The 20,107-nt window shown below is 67.0% G+C and carries 21 protein-coding genes and 2 pseudogenes; 11 read left to right on the top strand and 12 right to left on the bottom strand.

Annotated elements, in window-relative coordinates; translation table 11 throughout:
• A pseudogene (locus tag NKF06_RS03005) lies at positions 1 to 772 on the top strand (phospholipase D-like domain-containing protein); the annotation flags it as partial.
• Positions 773 to 799: 27 nt separating this feature from the next.
• On the opposite strand, the gene NKF06_RS03000 reads toward NKF06_RS03005, so the two are convergent.
• Positions 800 to 2,701, bottom strand: a complete 1,902-nt coding sequence (locus NKF06_RS03000; protein WP_253244480.1) for an OB-fold nucleic acid binding domain-containing protein — start codon at positions 2,699 to 2,701, stop codon at positions 800 to 802.
• Between the two features lie 104 nt (positions 2,702 to 2,805).
• Positions 2,806 to 3,660, bottom strand: coding sequence for a fructosamine kinase family protein (locus tag NKF06_RS02995; RefSeq protein ID WP_253244479.1), 855 nt, complete (start codon positions 3,658 to 3,660; stop codon positions 2,806 to 2,808).
• Between the two features lie 102 nt (positions 3,661 to 3,762).
• Between NKF06_RS02995 and NKF06_RS02990 the strand changes: the two genes are divergently transcribed.
• Positions 3,763 to 4,248 (top strand): Mov34/MPN/PAD-1 family protein, encoded by a 486-nt coding sequence (locus NKF06_RS02990; protein ID WP_058566687.1) that lies wholly within the window; start codon positions 3,763 to 3,765, stop codon positions 4,246 to 4,248.
• Complete coding sequence (locus NKF06_RS02985) at positions 4,245 to 4,673, top strand: adenylyltransferase/cytidyltransferase family protein (RefSeq protein WP_058828198.1); 429 nt, start codon at positions 4,245 to 4,247, stop codon at positions 4,671 to 4,673. Before NKF06_RS02990 ends, NKF06_RS02985 begins: the two co-directional genes overlap by 4 nt.
• Positions 4,674 to 4,793: 120 nt before the next feature.
• Here the strand turns inward: NKF06_RS02985 and coxB are convergent, their stop codons facing one another.
• Positions 4,794 to 5,555, bottom strand: coding sequence for a cytochrome c oxidase subunit II (gene coxB, locus NKF06_RS02980; RefSeq protein WP_058828197.1), 762 nt, complete (start codon positions 5,553 to 5,555; stop codon positions 4,794 to 4,796).
• A 162-nt stretch (positions 5,556 to 5,717) separates the two neighbouring features.
• On the opposite strand from coxB, the gene NKF06_RS02975 reads away from it, so the two are divergent.
• The 4 genes from NKF06_RS02975 (at position 5,718) to NKF06_RS02960 (ending at position 8,521) form a co-directional block, all read left to right on the top strand.
• Entirely contained in the window at positions 5,718 to 7,124 is a 1,407-nt protein-coding gene (locus NKF06_RS02975) for a heme o synthase (RefSeq protein ID WP_253244478.1), read from the top strand.
• 23 nt (positions 7,125 to 7,147) lie between these two features.
• Entirely contained in the window at positions 7,148 to 7,804 is a 657-nt protein-coding gene (locus NKF06_RS02970; RefSeq protein WP_058828196.1) for a hypothetical protein, read from the top strand.
• 67 nt (positions 7,805 to 7,871) lie between these two features.
• On the top strand, positions 7,872 to 8,105 hold the full coding sequence (locus NKF06_RS02965) for an Rdx family protein (RefSeq protein WP_058828195.1): 234 nt from the start codon (positions 7,872 to 7,874) through the stop codon (positions 8,103 to 8,105).
• An 11-nt stretch (positions 8,106 to 8,116) separates the two neighbouring features.
• The gene (locus NKF06_RS02960; RefSeq protein ID WP_058828194.1) at positions 8,117 to 8,521 is read left to right on the top strand and encodes a metal-dependent hydrolase; all 405 of its coding nucleotides are present in this window, start codon (positions 8,117 to 8,119) and stop codon (positions 8,519 to 8,521) included.
• 60 nt (positions 8,522 to 8,581) lie between these two features.
• Here NKF06_RS02960 and NKF06_RS02955 read toward each other — a convergent pair whose 3' ends face one another.
• Entirely contained in the window at positions 8,582 to 9,604 is a 1,023-nt protein-coding gene (locus NKF06_RS02955; protein WP_058828193.1) for an aldo/keto reductase, read from the bottom strand.
• Positions 9,605 to 9,628: 24 nt separating this feature from the next.
• On the bottom strand, positions 9,629 to 9,919 hold the full coding sequence (locus NKF06_RS02950; protein ID WP_253244477.1) for a hypothetical protein: 291 nt from the start codon (positions 9,917 to 9,919) through the stop codon (positions 9,629 to 9,631).
• 79 nt (positions 9,920 to 9,998) lie between these two features.
• On the opposite strand from NKF06_RS02950, the gene NKF06_RS02945 reads away from it, so the two are divergent.
• The gene (locus NKF06_RS02945) at positions 9,999 to 10,997 is read left to right on the top strand and encodes a Gfo/Idh/MocA family oxidoreductase (RefSeq protein WP_253244476.1); all 999 of its coding nucleotides are present in this window, start codon (positions 9,999 to 10,001) and stop codon (positions 10,995 to 10,997) included.
• A gap of 39 nt (positions 10,998 to 11,036) precedes the next feature.
• Here the strand turns inward: NKF06_RS02945 and NKF06_RS02940 are convergent, their stop codons facing one another.
• Positions 11,037 to 12,431, bottom strand: coding sequence for a PQQ-dependent sugar dehydrogenase (locus NKF06_RS02940; protein ID WP_253244475.1), 1,395 nt, complete (start codon positions 12,429 to 12,431; stop codon positions 11,037 to 11,039).
• A gap of 138 nt (positions 12,432 to 12,569) precedes the next feature.
• On the opposite strand from NKF06_RS02940, the gene NKF06_RS02935 reads away from it, so the two are divergent.
• The 3 genes and pseudogenes from NKF06_RS02935 to NKF06_RS02925 all read left to right on the top strand — a co-directional run bounded on the left by NKF06_RS02935 (position 12,570) and on the right by NKF06_RS02925 (position 14,679).
• On the top strand, positions 12,570 to 13,517 hold the full coding sequence (locus NKF06_RS02935) for an ABC transporter ATP-binding protein (RefSeq protein ID WP_253244474.1): 948 nt from the start codon (positions 12,570 to 12,572) through the stop codon (positions 13,515 to 13,517).
• A pseudogene (locus NKF06_RS02930) lies at positions 13,514 to 14,268 on the top strand (ABC transporter permease). The gene NKF06_RS02935 and the pseudogene NKF06_RS02930 overlap by 4 nt, the downstream one beginning before the upstream one ends.
• Positions 14,269 to 14,394: 126 nt before the next feature.
• Positions 14,395 to 14,679, top strand: a complete 285-nt coding sequence (locus NKF06_RS02925) for a hypothetical protein (RefSeq protein WP_008092543.1) — start codon at positions 14,395 to 14,397, stop codon at positions 14,677 to 14,679.
• A 95-nt stretch (positions 14,680 to 14,774) separates the two neighbouring features.
• On the opposite strand, the gene NKF06_RS02920 is transcribed toward NKF06_RS02925, so the two are convergent.
• From NKF06_RS02920 to NKF06_RS02895, 6 genes are all read right to left on the bottom strand, one after another.
• Positions 14,775 to 15,572, bottom strand: a complete 798-nt coding sequence (locus tag NKF06_RS02920) for a ZIP family metal transporter (RefSeq protein WP_253244473.1) — start codon at positions 15,570 to 15,572, stop codon at positions 14,775 to 14,777.
• A gap of 249 nt (positions 15,573 to 15,821) precedes the next feature.
• Positions 15,822 to 16,574, bottom strand: a complete 753-nt coding sequence (locus NKF06_RS02915; RefSeq protein ID WP_058828186.1) for a hypothetical protein — start codon at positions 16,572 to 16,574, stop codon at positions 15,822 to 15,824.
• Between the two features lie 382 nt (positions 16,575 to 16,956).
• Positions 16,957 to 17,730: an HTH-type transcriptional regulator GlpR gene (glpR, locus tag NKF06_RS02910; protein ID WP_256477186.1), complete on the bottom strand. Its 774-nt coding sequence runs from the start codon at positions 17,728 to 17,730 to the stop codon at positions 16,957 to 16,959.
• Between the two features lie 143 nt (positions 17,731 to 17,873).
• Positions 17,874 to 18,047, bottom strand: a complete 174-nt coding sequence (locus tag NKF06_RS02905) for a hypothetical protein (protein ID WP_253244471.1) — start codon at positions 18,045 to 18,047, stop codon at positions 17,874 to 17,876.
• Positions 18,048 to 18,049: 2 nt separating this feature from the next.
• Positions 18,050 to 19,180 carry a sn-glycerol-3-phosphate ABC transporter ATP-binding protein UgpC gene (gene ugpC / locus NKF06_RS02900; protein WP_253244470.1) on the bottom strand — a complete coding sequence of 377 codons (1,131 nt, stop codon included), beginning with the start codon at positions 19,178 to 19,180 and terminating at the stop codon, positions 18,050 to 18,052.
• Positions 19,181 to 19,185: 5 nt separating this feature from the next.
• Positions 19,186 to 20,106 (bottom strand): carbohydrate ABC transporter permease, encoded by a 921-nt coding sequence (locus tag NKF06_RS02895; protein ID WP_253244469.1) that lies wholly within the window; start codon positions 20,104 to 20,106, stop codon positions 19,186 to 19,188.
• Position 20,107 lies beyond the last annotated feature (1 nt).

Raw genomic sequence — 20,107 nt, 5'->3', positions numbered from 1 at the left:
GGAAGCCGGCCGGGACCGGCGGGCGAAAGAGCCGCGGCTGGGCGTCGTCGCGCGCTCACCGAGCGTCGCGGCCGACCTCGCGGCCACGTTCGAAGCCGACGCGACGCTCCCGGAGGCCGCCCCGTGGGAGACGTACCGAGTCGGCCGGTCGTTCGTCCGCACCGAGTCGGCGAACGGTTCGTTTCCCCCGCGCATCGCCCCCGCGTCGGTTCGTGTCGACCGCATCGCCGTCATCCGTGCGCCCGACAACGCCGAGTCGGCGGTCGTCTCCCGACTCGACGCCGCCGACAGCCGAATCGACGTGTTACAGCCGACCGTGGAGGCCGACGGCCCGTTCGTCCGCGCGCTCAAGCGCGCCGCCGGTCGCGGCGTCCGCGTTCGGCTCCTCCTCGGGAGCGCGTGGTACGTCGAAGAGGAGAACCGCGCGCTCGCAGAGCGGTTGAACGAGTGGGCCGACAGAACCGGGCGGCCGCTTTCGGTCCGCCTCGCGCGCCCGGCGGCCGGTACGGCGCGATTCACGCGAAGGGCGTCGTCGCCGACGACACCGCGCTCGTCGCAGTCTCAACTGGAATCAGCACTCGGCCCGTGAGAACCGCGAAGTCGTCCTCGCGCTGTCGGACCCGGCCGCGGCGGCGTACTTCCGTGAGGCGTTCGCGGCGGACTGGCGGGCGAGCGGGCGCGGGGCGGAGTCGAAGCCGGGACTCGTCGCCGCGGCCGCTCTCGCGGTCGTCTCGGAGTCGCGGCGCTCAGGCGACTGGAGTTCGAAGAATGAAGTTCAGTGGAAGCCGCGACTGCGACCTTACGCCGTCGTCGACAGCTCTTCGTCGATGTCGGCTTCGGCCATCTTCTCGACGAGGCTGTCGATGACCTCCTCGCGCATGCCGCTGACGAACTTGATGGAGCCGACGACGAGGTGGCCGCCACCGGAGACGCCGCCGCCGACGACTTCCTCGTTCAGTTCGGCGACCATCCGCGGGATGTCGAGGCGGACGCCGTCGGATCGGAGGACGGCGAAGTCGGGACCGTAGCCGATGGTGATGACCGGCTCGCCCGTCTCCTGGACCTTACGGTCGTGGAGCTTGCCCGTGGTCTTGCCCGGCGCGGGGTAGGTAAAGCGGTGGGCCCACTTGTCGAGGTCGATGCGGTAGAGGTTGGCCCCGCTGTCGAGGCGCTCGTGTTCGAGGTGCGGCTCGGCCGCTTCGAGCTGGCGGTCCACGTCGCGCTCGGCGCGCGTCGAGAGGAACTCGACCAGTTCGCGGTGTCGCGTCTCGTCGTCACAGCCCACGTTGAGCACGTCGTTGACGATGGACGCGCCGTCGTTGTAGCGCAGCCAGTGGGCGGCGTAGTCGAGCGCCTCGCCCACGTCGAGGAGCTGTTCGCGGTCGTAGCCCTCGTCCTCGGCGAGCGCGATGTAGTTGTCCATGACCTCCGCCTTCGAGCGGTCCGACAGCCCGGCGACGGCGGGGACGTGACGGAGTTCGTCGGTCACGTCGGGGTGAATCATCCGCGCGAGTTCGACGCACATCATGCCGGTCGTGATGCGGTAGTCCTCGTCGTGGAGGTACGGGTTGACGTGCGCGTCGAGAAGGTGGTTGACCGCCTCGGGGTCGGGGTGGTGGTGGTCGACGACCGCAATGGGCACGTCGTAGTGCGCGAGGTTCTCGTAGGCGGGCACGTCCTCTTCGGTCGACCCGTTGTCGAGCATGAGCAGGAAGGGGAGCCGCTGGCCGTGGCGGGCGCGACCTTCGAGCGCGAAGTTCAGGTCGCGGGTCACGTCTTCCATCTCGTAGAACGGGGCCTTGCTCGGCAGGCGCTTGAACAGGTGTCGCGGCGCGTCGGGGTCGTCGTGGACCTCCGTGATGAGCCGTTCGAGGGCCAGCTGGACCGGAACGGACGCGCACATGCCGTCGCCGTCGGCGTGGTGGCGGACGCGAATCGGGCGGCCTTCGAGGACCGTCCGGCGGAGCAGGCGCGCCACGTCTTCGAGGTCGCCGCGGAGCTTCTCGAACGCCGCCCACTCCACGAGCGGTTCGACCGGCTCGGGCTCGGCGCGCTCGTCGAGCGCGGCGTCGATGCGCTGGCGGGCGTCGGCCGCGGTCTCGTCGTCGAGGACGGTGAGGCCGTCGACTTCGAGCTGACGGGTCCCCTCGTGGTCTTCGACGGTGCCGGCCATGCGGACCACGTCGTCGAGGTCGACTTCGGGGAACGCGCGGACGCCGGCCTCTTCGAAGGCGGCGGCGGCGACGATGCCGGAGTCGTCGGCGATGCGGAAGACGGTCGGGCCGCCGGTCTGCTTAATCTGCGTGACGACGCCCTCGACCGTGACCGACTCACCGACCGAGAGACTGGAGATAGGCGTGATGGTCGGCTCGTGGTCGACGGTCAGGGTGCGGTAGTCGTCGGGCGTGTCCTCGGCGAACGCGATGTCGCCGTTCTCTCGGACGGATTCGAGACGGACGACCAGTCGGTCGCCGACCTCGTAGTCGGCCGAGAGATTGGACTCGTGGATGAGGCCGGAGACGGAGTCGGAGATATCGACGAAGATGCCGTACTCCACGACGCCGTTGACGACGGCGTGGTAGTACGCGCCGGTCTCCACGTCGTCGGCGGTACAGTTCGGTGCGAGATCGTAGACGATAGGTCGTGCGTCCGAATTCGGACCCGAGTCGTCGCCGGAATCCCCGGCGTGCTCGTCGCTCATAGTCCCGCTAGGTCAGGGGGTAGTGTTAAGCTTTACAAAAGCATCTCGCGTGCGCGACCGGTTCTCACGACTCGATTCGGCCCGCAATTCGCGTTTTCGGGGCGTCAGTAGCCGAGTTCGTCCAGCGCGTCTTCGACCGACGGGACGTAGTCTCCCCCGAAGACGCGGACGTGTTCGAGGAGCGGAAACAGCGCGTAGACGGGCGACCGCGCCTCGAAGAAGCCGTCGGCAATCGGTCGGCGCTCGTCGTAGGCGTCGAAGAAATCGTCGCCCGCGGCGTCGAACCAGTCGATGTAGGCGAGTTCGACCTCAGGATGGCCGTAGTAACACGCCGGGTCGAGGAAGGCGACCACGCGGTCGTCGCGGACGCGAAGGTTCGCACCCCACACGTCGCCGTGGACGAGCCGCGGGGCCGCGGGTTCGACGAGGAGGGCGTCGAGGTCGGCCGCGACCGACTTGATTCGCTCGGCGGTCGCGTCCGGGAGTCCCGAACCGAGCGCCGCCTCGGTCCACGGAAGGAGGCGCTGGTCGCGGAAGAACTCGACCCACGAGTCGGTCCACGGGTTCGGCTGGCGGTACGGCCCGGAGAGGGTGTCGTAGGGGAAGCCGAACGCCGGTGCGGTCGTCTCGTGGAGCGCAGCGAGGTGGGCGGCGAGGTCGCGCTCGGCGTCGGGGGTCAACTCGGACGTGCCCTCGACGTAGTCGAGGACGAGCAGGTCGGGGTCGGCGTGGTGGACCGCGGGAACCGGAAGCCCGGCCGCGCCGAGCGAGTCGAGCATCGCGGCCTCCACGTCGAGCGGCGTGTCACCCACCTTGGCGACGACCGGGTCGCGCCCGTCGAAGTCGAGACGGTAGACGCGCCCGACGTGTCCGCCGTCGAGTTCGGTCGTCGCGGTCGGCGGCGCGTCCGCGGAGAGCGCGTTCGTCGCGCGGGCGACGAGTTCGGAATCGAGCGTCACACCCGTGTTCGGACGAGCGCCAACCTCAGTATGGCGGTTCCGTTCCGGCGACCAACTCGGCGTTCCGGAACCCTTAGATGGAGCGCCCGCGGACGGTTCGGTATGCGACTCTTCCGGTCGCGGGAGGTCGTCGGCATCGCCGCCGACGCCCTCGACTTCGCGCTCGAAGCCTCTGCGGAGACGCATCCGAACGAGTACATGGGACTCCTCCGCGGCGAGGAGGCCCGCCGGGTCGGCGTCGACCGCGACGGCTACGTCGTGACGGACGTGCTCATCATCCCGGGGACCGTCTCGGACCCCTACAGCGCGACCGTCAGAAACGACCTCGTCCCGAACGACTTCCGCGCCGTCGGGTCGATTCACTCCCACCCGAACGGCGTCCTCCGCCCGAGCGACGCCGACCTCGACACGTTCGGGAGCGGCCGGGTCCACATCATCATCGGCTCGCCCTACGGCCCCGACGACTGGGAGGCGTTCGACCAGTCCGGCGAGGTCCGCGACCTCGACGTGCTCGACGTCGACCTCCCCGACCCCGAATCGTTCTTCGACTTCACGCAGGACGACATCGACGCGGAGTTGGACCGATGAGACGGGTCATCGCGCAGGGCACTTTCGACATCCTCCACCCCGGCCACGTCCACTACCTCTCGGACGCCGCGTCGCTCGGCGACGAACTCCACGTCATCATCGCTCGCGGCGAGAACGTGACGCACAAGCCGAAGCCGATACTCGACGACCGACAGCGCCGCGACATGGTCGCCGCGCTCGACGTGGTCGACGAGGCGCACCTCGGCCACGCCGAGGACATCTTCGTCCCTATCGAGAAAATCGACCCCGACGTCATCGTCCTCGGCTACGACCAGCACCACGACGAGGACGGAATCAAAGCCGCCCTCGACGCCCGCGGCATCGACTGCGAGGTCACGCGCGCGACGCCGCGCGAACTCCGCCACGACGACGAACTGCTCTCGACGGGTCGCATCATCGACCGCATCGTCGAGCGGCGCTGTTGAGGTTCTGCCCGCGTCCGGAGAACAACTGACTGCGACCGCGACGACTTTTCCGCCGACCGACCGCGACGAGCGCGAGCGTCGTCACTCGGCGGGGAGCGTCGAAAGAGAAGGGAGGATGCGTTACTGCGTGGAGTTCGTCGCGGTGGCGTTCGAGGACGAAGACGACGACTCGCTGTTTGCCGACTGCTGCTCGTCGAGCCAGTTCTGGTACTCTTCCTGCGAGACGACTTCGACGGTGAAGTACATCTGAGAGTGGGCGACGCCGCAGTACTCAGTACAGTAGCCCTGGTAGGTGCCTTCCTCGTAGGCGACGGTCTTGATGGTGTTCGTCGAACCCGGCATCGCGTCCTGCTTGAGGCCGAGTTCGGGGACGTGGAATCCATGTATCACGTCCGTTGCGGTGACCTGGAAGTAGACGGGGCGGTCGGCGGGGATGACGATCTCGTTACCCGACGAGAAGTTGCCCTCTTCCGGGTAGTACATGTTCCAGCCCCACTGGTAGGCCTCGGCCGTGACGACGACCGGGTCGTCGTCCATGGCGATGTCGTTGCCCTGGTGCGTGACGTTCTCGTTGGCCAGCACGCCGTAGGAGGCGACGCCGACGAAAAGCAGGATAATCGCTGTCGCGATGGTCCACGTAATTTCGAGCCGGCGGTTCTCCTTGGTCGGCAGTGCGCGCTCGCTGTTGCGGAACTTGATGACCGTATAGAGGAGGATGACCTCCACCAGCACGGTAATCGGGATAGCGACGTACAGCAGCTTCCCGTTGAGCTGATTGATAAGTTCCGACGTGGCGGACGCCTGCGCGGCGGCGGGGGTGGCAACGAGCGCCATCACGACCGTCGCGAGCAGGGACGCGAGCGCGAAACGCGTCTTTCTCATGCTGAGCGAGACTTAGGAACAACCGCATAAATGCGTACCGACTCTCGGCCCGCCGTTTATGAACCCGCCCCCGCCATATCGCGGGGAGCGGCACCCGAACGCGAGGCGGAAAAGCGCGGGTCCTAAATACGGGACGACCCAACAGGTCCATAGGTGAATTTCGTGGCCACGAATCGCGATTCGAACACGTTCCACGGCCTGCTCGCCGCGACCGCGATGGGCGTCTATCTCCTGCTCATCGTCGGCGCGACGACCGCGCTGACTGACGCGACCGCCGCGTGTAGCGCCTGGCCCGCGTGCGGAGACGGCTTTTCGCTCCCCGCGACGCTCGACGGCTGGGTCGCTCTCGGCCACCGCGTCGCGGCCGTCATCGTCGGCCTCCTCACGCTCGCCACGCTCGTCTCGGCGTGGCGAACCGACACGTCCCGCCGCGTGAGAGCGACCGTCACCGCGTCGGCGGTGCTCTACCCCGCACAGGCCGGACTCGGCGCGGTCGTCGCCACCGTCGGCGTCGGCCCCGCATTCTCGACGCTCCACTTGGTCCTCGGGATGGTCATCTTCGGCGGTCTCGTTGCCGCGCTCGCGTGGACCCTCGAAGCGGACACCGGCGACCCCGACGACGCGCCGGTCGGAACGCCGCCGATGAGTCCCCCGACTGACAACGGCGAGCGACCGCCCGTCCCGACCGAGCCTGTCGCCCGCGCGAAGGCGACGGTCAACGCGTACTTCCGGCTGATGAAGCCGCGGCTGATGTGGCTCCTCTGTCTCGTCGCGTCGGCGGCGATGGCGCTCGCCGGCACCGTCTCGCCCGGCCTCACGCCCGAGGTCATCGCGGCGACTCTCGGCGGCGGCGTCCTCTCTATCGGCGCGTCCGGCACGTTCAACCACGTCCTCGAACGCGACGTGGACCGCCGGATGCAGCGAACCAGCGATCGACCGCTCGCGGTCGACCTCGTCCCCGTCCGCAACGCCGTCGCGTTCGGCCTGCTCCTGACGGTCGCGTCGGTTGCGCTGTTCGCGTCCGTCAACTGGCTCGCGGCCGTCCTCGGCCTCGTCGCCATCGCCTTCTACAGCGTCGTCTACACGCTCATCCTGAAGCCCAACACGGTCCAGAACACCGTCATCGGCGGCGCGGCCGGCGCGCTCCCGGCGCTCATCGGCTGGGTCGCCGTCACCGGCGACGTCGGCCTCGGCGGTATCGTCCTCGCCGTGGTCATCTTCATGTGGACGCCCGCGCACTTCTACAACCTCGCGTTGGCCTACAAGGACGACTACGCCCGCGGCGGCTTCCCGATGATGCCTGTCGTCCGCGGCGAGACCGAGACTCGAAAGCATATCCTCTGGTGGCTCGGCGCGACGCTCGTCGCCGCGGCCGGCCTCGCGGTCATGGACGCGCTCGGTGTTGTCTACCTCGTAACGAGCATCCTCTTCGGCGGTGCGTTCCTCTACTTCGTCGTGCGCCTGCACTACGAGCGCGACGACACCGCCGCCTTCCGGGCGTTCCACGCCTCGAACGCCTACCTCGGGATGTTGCTCCTCGCCATCGTCGTCGACACCCTCGCGCTCTGAGCCCCGACCGCTACTCCCCACACATGGCAACCGCATCCGAACTCCCTCGCCCCTCGCGGGCCAGTCTGCTCCGCGCCGCCTTCGCCGTGAACACGACGCTGATTCTGGCGTTCGTCTACCTGCTTTTCACCGAGGCGAGCGTCGGTGCGCCGCGCTACGCGCTGTACGGCGTCGCGTGGGTCATCGTCGGCCTCTGGGTCATGTTCGACACTGACGTTGCGGCCGCCTCGCCCGCGACGAAGCGCAAGGCGGCCGCCGTCGCGGTCGGCTACTTCGCGCTCTTAGCGGTCGCCGGGGGCCTCGTCACCACACCCGTGCCCGGCGGCGCGAGCGGCGTCCGCGTCGCCTTCCTCCCGCCGGGGTGGGGACCGGCGCTCATCTACGGCGGCGACCTGTTCAATCTCATCCTCATGCCGGCGCGCGTGGTCGGCTACGCGGCGCTCGCGTTCCTCGTCTACGACACGGTCGTCGAGGCGGCGGGCGCGGCCGTCTCCGGCGTCGTCGGTCTGTTCTCTTGTGTCTCGTGTTCGTGGCCCATCCTCGCGTCGGTCGCCACGAGCGTCTTCGGCGGCGGGACGGCCATCGCGGCGACCGTGACGACGCTCTCGTACGACCTCTCGACGCTGGTCTTCCTCGTCACCGTGGTCCTGCTCCGGTGGCGGCCCGGCTTCGGGAAGTAGTCGCGTCGCCTCGGCACGCTCGCGGTCCGCCCCCTCGCTTTTACCCGCGCGCCGTGAACGTCCGGACATGACCGAGGTCGAAATCGAATACTGCGTCCCCTGTGGGTTCCTCGACCGCGCCGAGGAGCTACAGCACGCGCTGCTCGAACAGTTCGGCGACCGACTCGACCGCGTGGCGCTCGTCACGGGCGACCACGGTGTCCTCACCGTCACCGTCGACGGCGAGCGCGTCTGGGACAAGTCGGAAGACGCGTTCGACCCGGACCTCGTGCTCCGGCGGGTCCGCCCGCACGTCGGCTGAGCGGGCGACCCGTGAAATCACTCGAACACGCCGTCGTCGGCGCGGTTGCCGGCACGGCCGCCGCGCTCGCCGTGGACCCGCCGGGGAGCCTGCCGCTTCTCGTCGCTGGCGCGGTCCTCGTGAGCGTCTTCATCGACCTCGACCACTTCGTCATCGCCCGCGTCCAGCGCGGTGACTGGGCGAACCTGCGGCTCGCGGTGACGAATCCGCGGGTCGGCCTGCTCGACCAAGAGCAAGTGTTCGAGGAGTTCGACACCGAGTTCGACCGGAAGCGCCTCCTGAGCCACCACCTCGTCGGCGGCGTCGCTGTCGGCGCGCTCGCGCTCTCGGGAGTCGGGTCGCTCGCGGCGTTCCTCGCGGTCGTGCTCTACGTCCACGTCGTCTGCGACTTTCTGCGAGACCTCGGCATCGCGTGAAAAGAGTCGAAAGCCACGGAAGCCGCGGTCGGTGTCCGGTCGCCGGTCGTCAGCGGTCGCTTAGTGGCCCCAGCGCCGACCGTCTTCGTCGTAGCGGGCGTTCATGATGCGCTCCCACTGGTCGGACGAGATGTCCACGTCGGCCGCGCCGACGTTCTCGTCGAGTTGCTCGGTCGTCCGCGCGCCGACGATGGGAACGACGGTCGCCTCGGGGTAGTCCATCAGCCAGCGGAGCGCGACCTGCGCGGGGCTGGCGTCGACCTCGTCGGCGACGGCGCGAATCTCGTCGAGCACCTTCCAGCCGCGCTCGGAGACGTAGAACCGGTCGAACCGCTCGTCGAACGACCCGCGCGCGCCGTCGGGCGCGACGTACTCGGTCGGGTCGTCGGAGTCGGCGCGCTCGTACTTGCCCGTGAGGAAGCCGCCCGCGAGCGGCGAGTACGGACAGACCGCGATGTCCTGGTCGCCGCACACGTCGAGGTAGTCTTTCACGTCCTCGTAGTAGCCGGCGTGGAACAGCGGCTGAGTCACGTCGAATCGGGCGTAGTCGTTGACGTCGGACTTCCACAGCGCCTTCGTGAGCTGCCAGGAGGCCATCGTGGACGCGCCGAGGTAGTTGACTTTCCCCTCCTCGACGAGGCCGTTGAGCGCCCGGAGCGTCTCCTCGATGGGCGTCTCCTCGTCCCAGCGGTGGATGTAGTAGAGGTCGAGGTAGTCGGTGTCGAGGCGGTCGAGCGTCCCCTCGATTTGGTTGCGGATGTGCGTCCGCGAGAGGCCGCGCCCGTTAGGGTTGTCCTCGTCGAACGGGAAGTACACCTTCGAGGCGAGCACGTAGTCCTCGCGGTCGCGCTCGGCCAGCCAGTTACCGATGTACTCCTCGGACGTGCCGTTCGGGTTGCCGTAGACGTTGGCGGTGTCGATGAAGTTCCCGCCGCGTTCTTCGAACGCGTCGAGGAGTTCGTGGGCCTCCTCCTCGTCGGTCTCCAGAACGCCGCTGCTCTTTCGACCGAATCGCCACGTGCCGAAGCACAGTTCCGAGACGCGGGTGCCGGTCGACCCGAGTCGTCGATAGTCGAGGCTCATGGTCGATGTCACGACGGCCGGAGACTAAAGGGTGCGAGTAGCGGCGAGGGGTTCAGCTTTGTCCGTCGGCGTCGGGCGATTCGGCGCCGGGCGGTTCGGCGCGGGTCGTCTCCCGCTCGGCTTCGGCACGGTTCGCGTCTGCCTCGAACAGTTCGCGCGTGACCGGCGCGCCGCGAGCGCGAGCGCGAGGAGGAGAACCCCGAACCCGACGGTGAGGAACCCCTGCGACGGGTTCTCGGCGAGGGCCGCGAGGTGAAGGGCCACACCGACCAACGCGAGCACGACGGCGAACCGCTGGAGGACTGCGTCGTCCATGCCCGACACACACGAGCCACCCGGGAATCCCTTGCGACTCGCCCGCACGCTTTTGCGGCTTCCGCGCGACTGGTACGGCATGTTCAGAGTCGCAGGTATCGGACTCGGAAGCCTCGGCGTGCTGGAGTGCCGCCTCCTCAACGAACTGGAGGGCGTGCGCGTCGTCGCCGGCGTCGACCCCGCAGACGAGGTTCGCGAGAAGTTCGGCGACGAGTTCGACGTGCCGACCTACGAGACGACCGAGGAACTGCTGGACGCCGAGTTCCTCGACGCGGTGACCATCGCCTCGCCGCACACGAAGCACTTCGACCAGGCGCTCGCGGCGCTCGATGCCGACCTCCACGTCCACCTCGAAAAGCCGATGGTGACCGACCTCGGCGGCGCGCGGGCGCTCATCGACCGCGCCGAGGAGCGCGGCCTCACCCTCGCGGTCGGCTACCAGCGCCACTTCGACCCGCGGTTCCACGAACTACGGCGCGTCATCGACAGCGGCCGCATCGGCGACCCGCACATGGTGGTCTGCCACCTCGAACAGGAGTGGATTCGCTGGACGAAAGACGAGTGGCGCGGCGACCCGTCGCTTTCGGGCGGCGGCCAACTGTACGACTCGGGGTCGCACCTCCTCGACGCGATGCTCTGGGTGACGCGCTCGACGCCGGTGACCGTCGCCGCGGCGGTCGACCACCGCGGCCACGACGTGGACGTGAACTCGGCGCTCGCGGTCGTCCTCGACCGCGACGGCGACCACCTCACCGCGAGCGTCGGCGTCTCCGGCGACGGACAGAGCGTCCCGGAACCCGGCGAGTCGCTCCGCGTCATCGGCACCGAGGGCATGGTCGCCTTCGACGGCGAGACCATCGAGGTGACGGAGGGCGGAACGACCTACACCGCCACGCCGCCGACGCCCGACTTCGAGGAGTTGACCCGGAAGAAGCTCCGGAACTTCGTGGACGCCGCGCGCGACGAGGCCGACCTCGCCATTCCGGCCGAGGACGCCCTCCACGTAACCGCCCTGACCGAGGCGGCCTACGAATCGGCGACGACGGGCAGGCGAGTCAACGTCAACGGCGACGCCTGACGCCCCCGCTCCGGCTTCGAGTGTGGCCCGGGGCGACCCTCAAACGCCGGTCAGCCGGTTCAGCGCGCCCGACGACCCGGTCACGAGCTGTCGGCCGCTCGTACAGACGTAGAGTTCGCCGTCGGGGGCGCGGCCGAACGCGAGGACGTTCGCCCCGCCGTCGTCGCGGTCCGCCACGGGAATCTCAGCGATGTCCCACGGGCGCGACTCGCTCGGGCGGGCGGCGAACAGTCTCCCCTCGGACTGCCAGTCGGCGAAGACGTACGCGCCCGAGAGCGCCGGAATCGACTCGCCGCGGTAGACATGCCCGCCGATGACGGCCACGCCAGACGGTCCGTCCCCGCTGTGGGGGTACTCCAGTACCGGGTCGATGAGCGGCGCGCCGTCGGGCGTCTCGGTCGGGCAGTCGTCGGCGCGGAAGCAGTGTGCGCCCTCGCGGACGTTCCAGCCGTAGTTGCCGCCGCGCTCCAAGAGATTCACCTCCTCCCACGCTCCCTGTCCCACGTCGGCGACGTAGCAGTCTTCGCCGTCGAACGAGAGCCGCCACGGGTTTCTGAGCCCCCACGCGTACTGCTCGTCGCGGCCGTCGGAGCCGACCAGCGGGTTGTCCTCGGGAACCCCGTAGGGGCGGTCGTCGTCGCCGGAGACGCCGCCGGTCGAGTCCACGTCGATGCGGAGGACGCTCCCGAGGAGGTTCTCGGTCACGTCCTGCCCGTTGCCGCCCGGGACCGCGTCGTACCAGTCGTCGACGTGGCCGCGTCCCTCGTCGTTCGCGCCGCCACCGTCGCCCGTGGCGACGTAGAGGTAGCTGTCCGGGCCGAACGCGACGGCTCCGGCGTTGTGGTTCGACTGGGGTTCGGGGAGTTCGAGCAGCGTCCGCTCGGAGTCGGCCGAGACGGTCGTCGCCTCGGGATCGACCGTCAGTTCACTCAGGACGAACGTGTGGCTGTAGTTGGAGGGCGTCCCGGAGCGTCGCGGGGCGCTGTACCGGAGGTAGAGCCGCCCGTTGTCGGCGAACTCGGGGTGGAAGGCGACGCCGAGGAAGCCGCGTTCGTCGTAGCCGCTGAGGTCGACGACGCGGTCGGTGATGTCGAGATAGGGCTCGCTCAGTAGTCCCGAGTCGTCGTGGAGCCAGATTCGACCGGGCTGGTCCACGACGAACCGTCGGCTCCCGCCGAACGCCTCGGGAATGGCCACGTCGACCGGCGAGGCAAACCCGGTCGCTAGCGTCTCGTAGGCGACTTCGAGGCCCGAGAGGGAGCCGCCACCCCCGGCATCCGTGGTCGCGGTCGAGCTATCGGTGTCGTCGGATGTCGCGTCGCTGTCAGTCGTTCCGCCAGCGCCGTCGTCGGTCGGCGCGCTCGCACAGCCCGCGAGACCGCCGAGGAGGGTCGCGCCGGTCGCGGCGAGGAAGTGGCGTCGGGAACCGTTCATGTCAACGTAGAACGGCGCGACCGGAGTAAGGCTTGCTACGGTCGGGCCGGAGAGGACTCCTCGTTCGCCCCGCCCCGCGACTCGAATCGAGCGGCGATTCCGAATCCCTTACCACCCGATAGTGACGACGGATACGACATGGACGAGGTACTCGCCGCCGACGGCCTCAGGAAGTCCTACGGCGACGTGGAGGCGCTTTCGGGCGTCTCCCTGTCGGTCGCCGAGGGGGAGGTCTTCGGCCTCATCGGTCCGAACGGCGCGGGGAAGACGACGCTGGTTCGCGCCCTCACGGGCACGACCGCAGTGGACTCGGGGTCGGCGGCCATCCTCGGGCGCGACCCGACCGAGGTGGACCGCCAGCGTCTCGGCGTCCTCCCGCAGGAGTTCCGGCCCGCGGGGCGGCTCTCCGCCCGCGAACTCGTGGCCTACTACGCGGGGCTCTACGACGACGCCCGCAACCCCGACGCGGTGCTCGACGAGGTCGGCCTCGCCGACGCCGCCGACACGTGGTACGAGAACCTCTCGGGCGGCCAACAGCGCCGCACCTGCATCGCGCTGACGCTCGTCAACGACCCCGACGTGCTGTTCTTGGACGAACCAACCACCGGCATCGACCCGGCGGGCCGCCGGTCGCTGTGGGGACTCGTCGAAGACCTCGCCGCCGGTGGGACGACGGTGTTTCTCACCAGCCACTCGATGGAGGAGATAGAGCGCCTCGCCGACCGCGTGGGCCTGCTCAACGCGGGCGAACTCGTCACGGTCGGCCGGCCGGACGACCTCGTCGCCGAGTACGGCGGCGAGAGCCGACTCGTCGTCCGAACCGACGATGACGCCGGCGCGGCCCTCGAATCGGTGTCGCTCCCGGCCGCGCTCGACGCGACGGTGTCGGGAGACGGCATCACCGTCCACGGCGTCGGCCCGCGCGACATCGGCGACGTGGTCGCCGCCTTCGACGACGCGGGCGTCGTCTACGAGTCACTCGTCTGGAAGCAGCCCGGTCTCGAAGAGGTCTACCTCTCTCTGACCGGTGAGCAGTTCGAGGCGGCCCGGCCAGCCGCGGCCGCCGCGGTCGGAGGTGACAGATGAGCCTCGCCGCCCGCGTCCGCTCGGAGTTCGTCGCCTCGTGGCACGCGTTCCTCCGGCGGCGGACGGCGGTCTTCTTCACGTTCTTCTTCCCCGCCATCATCGTCGTTATCTTCGGGGCGCTCGTGCAGACCCAGCCGACCGGCGGCGGCCTGTTCGCCGAGCCGAAGGAGTACTACATCGCCGGCTACCTCGCGGTCGTCGTGCTGTTCACCCCGCTGTCGCGGGTCGGCAGCACCATCGCCCGCCACCGCGAGGGAAGTCGCTTCGAGAAGCTGGCGACGACGCCGCTGTCCCGCGCCGAGTGGCTTCTCGCGCACTCGCTCGTCAACGTCGTCGTCATCGGTCTCGCGGCGCTGTTGCTCCTCGCGCTGTCGGCGCTCGTGACTGGGGCGTCGATTCCGCTGCGGCCCGCGACGCTCGCCATCGTCCCCTTCGTCGCGCTCGGCGTGACGCTCTTTTGCGGCCTCGGGGCCGTCATCGGGAGCGTCGCCGACTCGCAAGACGGCGTCATCGCCGCGAGCAACGCCATCGCGCTTCCCCTGTTGTTCCTCTCGGAGACGTTCGTGACGCCCGACCTGCTGCCGGCGTGGTTCGTCCCGGCGCTGAACCTCTCGCCGCTCACGTACTTCGCCCGCGGCGTCCGGGCGCTCACCTACGGCGGCGGCGACTGGCTCACGAACCTCGCGGTGCTCGCGCGCTCGCAGTCGCCTTTTTCGCGGCGGGAACGGTGGCGATTCCGCGGACCGACTGAGGGGACGCGGACGCCGCTCGGCCGCCACTCGTGAGTCGGCGCACTCGGGGCGTCCGGGTCGCTCGCGCGGGACCCGACGCGCCCGCAAACTCAAGCCTTAACCCGCGGCCGACCCCACGTGGTGGCATGGTCGAAACTGAGACGTACACCATCGAGGGACCGGACGGAGACACCGAAGCGCTGGAACTCCCCGCGGGCCTCGTCGACATCTTCTCGGAGCAGGGCGAAGACCCGACCGACGTCGTCGCCGACGTCGTCGTGCAGGCGTTCGCACAGCAGGCACACGTCGTCGCTCACCACAGCGAAGGCGGCGCGCCGGCCGACATCGCCGAAATCAACGAGAAGATGGAAGAGCTGTTCGAGGACCGCTTCGGCGTCCCGCTCTCGGACGCGCTCGGCCACTCGCACTAAGCCGCATTCGCGGCTCGCAGTTCGCTGTTTTCTCTGCCGTTCCGAGTCGAAGGCGAGAGCCGGGCGTCTGAGCCGTCGTGACGGGTCTGCCGCGCTCAGATGAACGCCAGCGGGACCATGACGGCGAAGCCGGCGACGAGCCCCGCGAGCAGTTCGGCCCGACCGCCGCGCGGGAGGCGCTCGCCGAGTTCGAGCGCCTCGGGGATGAACTCCGTGAGGACGAGAAAGACCATCGCGCCCGCGGCGAAGCCGAAGCCGAACGGGAGGAACTCCCGGGCGATGCGGACGAAGTAGAACGCGATGACCGCGCCGATAGGCTGGGGGAGACTGGAGAAGATGGCCCACCAGACGAGCTTCCAGTTCGAGACGTTCATCGACCGGAGCGGGATGGAGATGGCGAGCCCCTCGGGGACGTTGTGAATCGAGATGGCGATAGTCATGAACACCGCGAGCAGCGGGACGACGAAGCCGAACAGCTGGAAACCGCCGTCGAGGCCGAGGTCGGCGAAGGAGACGCCGACGGCGACGCCCTCGGGGAAACTGTGGACGGTGAGGATGCCGAGAATCAACAGCAGTTTACGGAAGTCGGCCTCCTCGTACTGCTTCGGGTTGACCTCCGCACCCTCGATGACGTGGTGGGCGACGAGGACGAGCGCGACGCCCGCGAGCATCCCGATACCGAGTTGCAGCGGCGTCCCGTTCGCGAGGCCCTCGAAGACGAGCCCGAACAGCGACGCCGACACCATGATGCCCGAGGCGATGCCCCACAGCGCCACGTTCCAGCGGTCGCTCACGTCCGAGACGAAGAAGAACGGAATCGCGCCGAGACCGGTGGCGATGGCCGTGACGAGCCCGGCGAGAAAGACGAACGCGAGAGCGGCAAACTGGTCCATACCGAACGTAGCCACTCGGTGCCGATAAGTATTATCATATCACAGATATTTTTGGCTTACCTAAACAATTGAATGTCCCGTAGAAGGCCCCATATGGTTTAGACGGGCCAAAAAGCCCGGGCAGCGTTAAAATAGATATTCTGATACATCTGTGCGAGCGTCGGTTCGAGGGCAGTAGTCAGCGAAGAAAGGTGTCGGTTCCGCGGTGCGCTCGTACCGGGCGCACTGGACGCACCGGGCGGAGCGTGTTCAGTCGTCTGCCGGCGACGCGCCCTCGGGCGAGTCGCTGTCGCCGCCCATCGGGGAGACGGGGGTGGCCGCGACGGAGCGGGCCGACCCCATCCAGCGCTCGACGTTGGCCGAGACGTAGTCGCGCGCGCCGAAGGCGACCGCGCCGCCGACGCCGATGGCGAGGGCCGCGGCGATGCCCCACGCGAACGCCTGCGCGATGGTGAACAGGATGGCCACGTCGATGCCCATCGTGCTCAGGCCGATGACGACGGCGGTGAAGTAGAGGAACATCCGGGTGCCGACCGCGAAGACGCTCGTGTACGGCGTCTCGGTCGCCGCGCGGGTTCGCGTGATGGCGTCACCGATGAAGTCGGCGACGACGAACCCGAGGACGATGACGAGCAGGCCGGCCACGAACGACGGCGCGTACGACGCCGCGGTCGAGACCCATTCGGAGAACAGGTCGACCGCGAGCACGTCGGCGGCCGCGAGGACCGCGATGGCGTAGACGAACCACTTACCGAGCGTCCCGAACGCGCTCGATACCGCCTTTTCTGTTCCGCCGAGAATCTTCCCGACGGGCGTCGCCAACACGGCCTTATCCACCTCGACGCGGTCGGCGATTCGCGTGATGAGTCGGGCCGCGATGCTGCCGATGAACCAGCCGACGATGAGGATTAAGAGCGCGCCCACGAGCCGCGGGACGAACGCGAGCACGGCGTTGGTCAACTCTGCGATGGACTCGGTCAACGTGACTTGTAACGGGTACATTGTTCCGGGTGGAACATCGCGCGCTCAGAGGTTAGTTAAGAATAGTAGAACCATGAATAAAATTATCTCGTAATCGGTACCCTCCGGATTCATCGATATTCGGTGGAAACGGACGGATCGCTGACATCGCCTCTCTGTGTATTATGTTGATAGTAAACCTCCCTCGCGTCTGAATTTCTGTGGTCCCGAAACACTCGTTCGGTTTAATCTATCATTCACCCTCACCGTCACGCTCCGTTCTGCGGTTGGTTGAGCCTGTTCGGGTCGCTACGAGGCGACTGAGATGTCGTCGACCAACTCCGTGACGACGACAGTGGTGAGATAACAGGATGGGCTATCTGTCTCCGAGGGGAGAATCCCGCCGTTTACGGCGGGGAGGATGTCACTCGACAACGAGTTGATTATCGACCACGCGAACGTCACTGCGGTCGAATAGATCACGTAGCCTCCCTTCGAGTTGGACGTCGGTGACGAACACGTCGATGGCGTCGAGGGTGGCGAACTCACGGAAGCTCTGTTCTCCGAGTTTACTCCCGTCTGCGACAAGGATGACGTGGCGACCGCTCTCGCACAACAGCGACTTGATCCGGGCTTCGTCCTCGTTGGAGACGGAGAGTCCCCCGTCTCCATGAATCGCGTCCGTCTCCAAAAACACGGTGTCGAAGTTGGTTTTCCGGAGATACGATTCCGCGCTCGGCCCGACGAACGCGTCCGAAGTCCGACGCAGGGAGTCACCGACGATTTTTACTTCGCCACACGACTCCCGGAGTTCGAACGCGTTTTCGGGGGAGTTAGTCGCTACGAGCAGCGATAGCGACTCAGGGATGGCTTTGGCGACCTCCAACGTCGTCTGGCCAGTGTCGAAGAACACTGCATCGCCGTTGTTCAGTTCCTCGACGGCCCGTGCGGCGATGGCACGCTTTCCACTCGGGTTCTGGATGCGGTCTCGCAGTTGCGAGCCGTTGGCTGTCTCGTCGGATGCGGGGAGGGCACCACCGTGAAACCGCTCGATGTGACCGTCTTCGGCCAATGACGCAAGGTCTCGCCGAATCGTCGGGCCGGAGACACCGAACTCCTCCGTCAACTCCTCCACGGTGACCCGATTCGATTGGTTTACCTTCCGCACGATTTCCTTTCTTCGTTTTTCAGGTAACATTTATCACTGACACCAATCCGGGCTGGCAAATGTTTCTCATTGTCGTTGTGAACGTGAATACGTGTATATTGTGGTCCCAGCTGCCGCCAGATCCTGACGGGACCTCACACAGCAATCGCTCCGGAGCGGGTGCGGCCACCGTATCATGTGGCGAGGACACCGAACAGTGTCGCGATGATCGCTCCGATACTACTGACGATTGCCCCTCCGTAGACTCCACTCACGAAGTTGTACACGGCGATACCCGCCAGTACAGCGGCGACGCCGAATGAGACCATCGTGGCAGGCGAGATGTCCCGAGTGGAGTCCAGTTGCATATTCAGACAATCGCCTTCTGCTCGGGTTTCGAGTCGTAGGTCAGGGACGCACCCGTCTGCGGGTCGAAGTACTGCAGAGAGTCTCTATCGAACCGGAGGTTGACCGAGTCGCCCATCTCGACCGCGGAATCCGGTGCAACCGCGGCTTTGACGCTCTGCCCAGTACCGAGCGTCACTTCTAGCACCGTCTTCTCGCCTTGCGGTTCGACGACATCGACGGTCGCAGGGTGAACATTCGCCGGGACCCCGTCCTGGTTGAGCGCGATGTTCTCTGGCCTGATTCCCAGCACGACACGTTCGCCGACATAGTCCTCGAGGTCTGCGGCAAACTCGTCTGGGACGTCGTGTGTCTCCCCTCCGAGGTCGAGTTCGAACTTACCCGACGAAGACGTGTTCAGAGTGCCCTCAATGAAGTTCATGCTCGGCGACCCGAGGAACCCGGCGACGAACATGTTCCGCGGGTTGGTGTAGACGTGGGTCGGTTCGCCGACCTGTTGTATCTCCCCACCGTCCATGACCGCAATCTGGTCGGCGAGCGTCATCGCCTCGACCTGGTCGTGGGTGACGTACACTGTCGTCGTCGACAGTTCCTCGTGGAGTTTGTTCAACTCGGCGCGCATCTGGACGCGAAGCTTCGCGTCCAGGTTCGAAAGCGGCTCGTCCATCAGGAACACGGCCGGGTCCCGGACGATGGCACGGCCGAGTGCGACGCGCTGCTGTTGCCCCCCGGACAGCTCCGAGGGTTTGCGGTCGAGCAGTTCCTCGATCTGGAGCAGTTTCGCGGCCTCGCTAACGCGTTCGGTGATGACGTCCTCGGGCGTGTCGTGCTGTTCCAGCCCGAAGCGCATGTTCCCGCGAACCGTCTTATGCGGGTACAGCGCGTAGTTCTGGAAGACCATCGCGATGTCTCGTTCGTACGCGCGGCGGTCGTTGACGACTTCGTCCCCGATCCGAATCTCACCGTCACTCGCCCGTTCGAGCCCCGCGACCAGGCGGAGTGTCGTCGTCTTCCCGCATCCGGACGGGCCGACGAGGACGGTGAAGCTCTCGTCCGGGATGTCCAGCGAGATGCCGTCGACAGCCGTGACGTCGTTGAAGTTCTTTACTAGCTCGTTGAGTTCTACGTGTGCCATTATTATTACTCCTTGACAGCTCCTTGCGTGAGTCCACTGACGATGTACTGCTGGAAGAACAGGCCGAACAGGATGCCGGGGAGCGCCGCAATCATGCCACCGGCGGCCAGGTGAGCCCAGTCCACGAAGTCGTCAGCGACGAAAAGCGAGACTGCAATCGGTAGTGTTTGTGCCTGTTCTGACGACGTGAGAACGAGCGCGAAGACGAACTCGTTCCACGAGAAGATGAACGACAGAATCGCTGTCGCGGCGATTCCCGGCTTCGCCATCGGGAGGATAATCTTCACGAAGCCCTCCCAGCGCGAACAGCCATCGATCCGCGCCTGCTCGTCGAGCGACTCGGGAACCCCGTCGAAGTAGTTCTTCATGATCCAAACCGCGAACGGTAGGTTGAAGAACGTGTACGTCAGGATGAGGGCGATGCGAGTATCGTAGAGGCTCCCGGTCAGACCGCCGATAAGCGGCGGGTTCGACATGATGGTGAAAAACGGGACGATGAGCGCGATGGGCGGAATCATCCGCGCGGCGACGATGGACAACAACAGCGCCTTGTTCCCCAGGAAGTCGTACCGGGAAAACGAGTATCCGGTGACCGTCCCCAGCGTGATGCAGATGAGGGTGGTCGTACTCGCGACGATGAGACTGTTCAGCGTGTACAGCTCGAACGGACGGTTCTGGAAGATCTCGACGTAGTTGCTCACCGTCGGCTGCGACGGGATGAACGATATCGGCACGTCGAGCACGGCGGTCGTCGGCTTGATGCTGGTGATGAAGATGAAGTAGATCGGGAACCAGATGACGAGGACGTACACGCCCAGCAGTCCGTAGGCGACGAGTCGCTCACGGACGATATGGGTCCATTCGTCCTCGGTATCTAGCCCGAGGGTTGCGATCACTCGGTCGATGGTCGATTGTTTCGTACTCATT

The organism is Haloferax sp. AB510, from assembly GCF_024136985.1.
In the GTDB taxonomy this organism is placed as follows: Archaea; Halobacteriota; Halobacteria; order Halobacteriales; family Haloferacaceae; genus Haloferax.
Note: the sequence above shows the minus strand (reverse complement) of the source record. Positions and strands in the feature narration are given on the sequence as shown.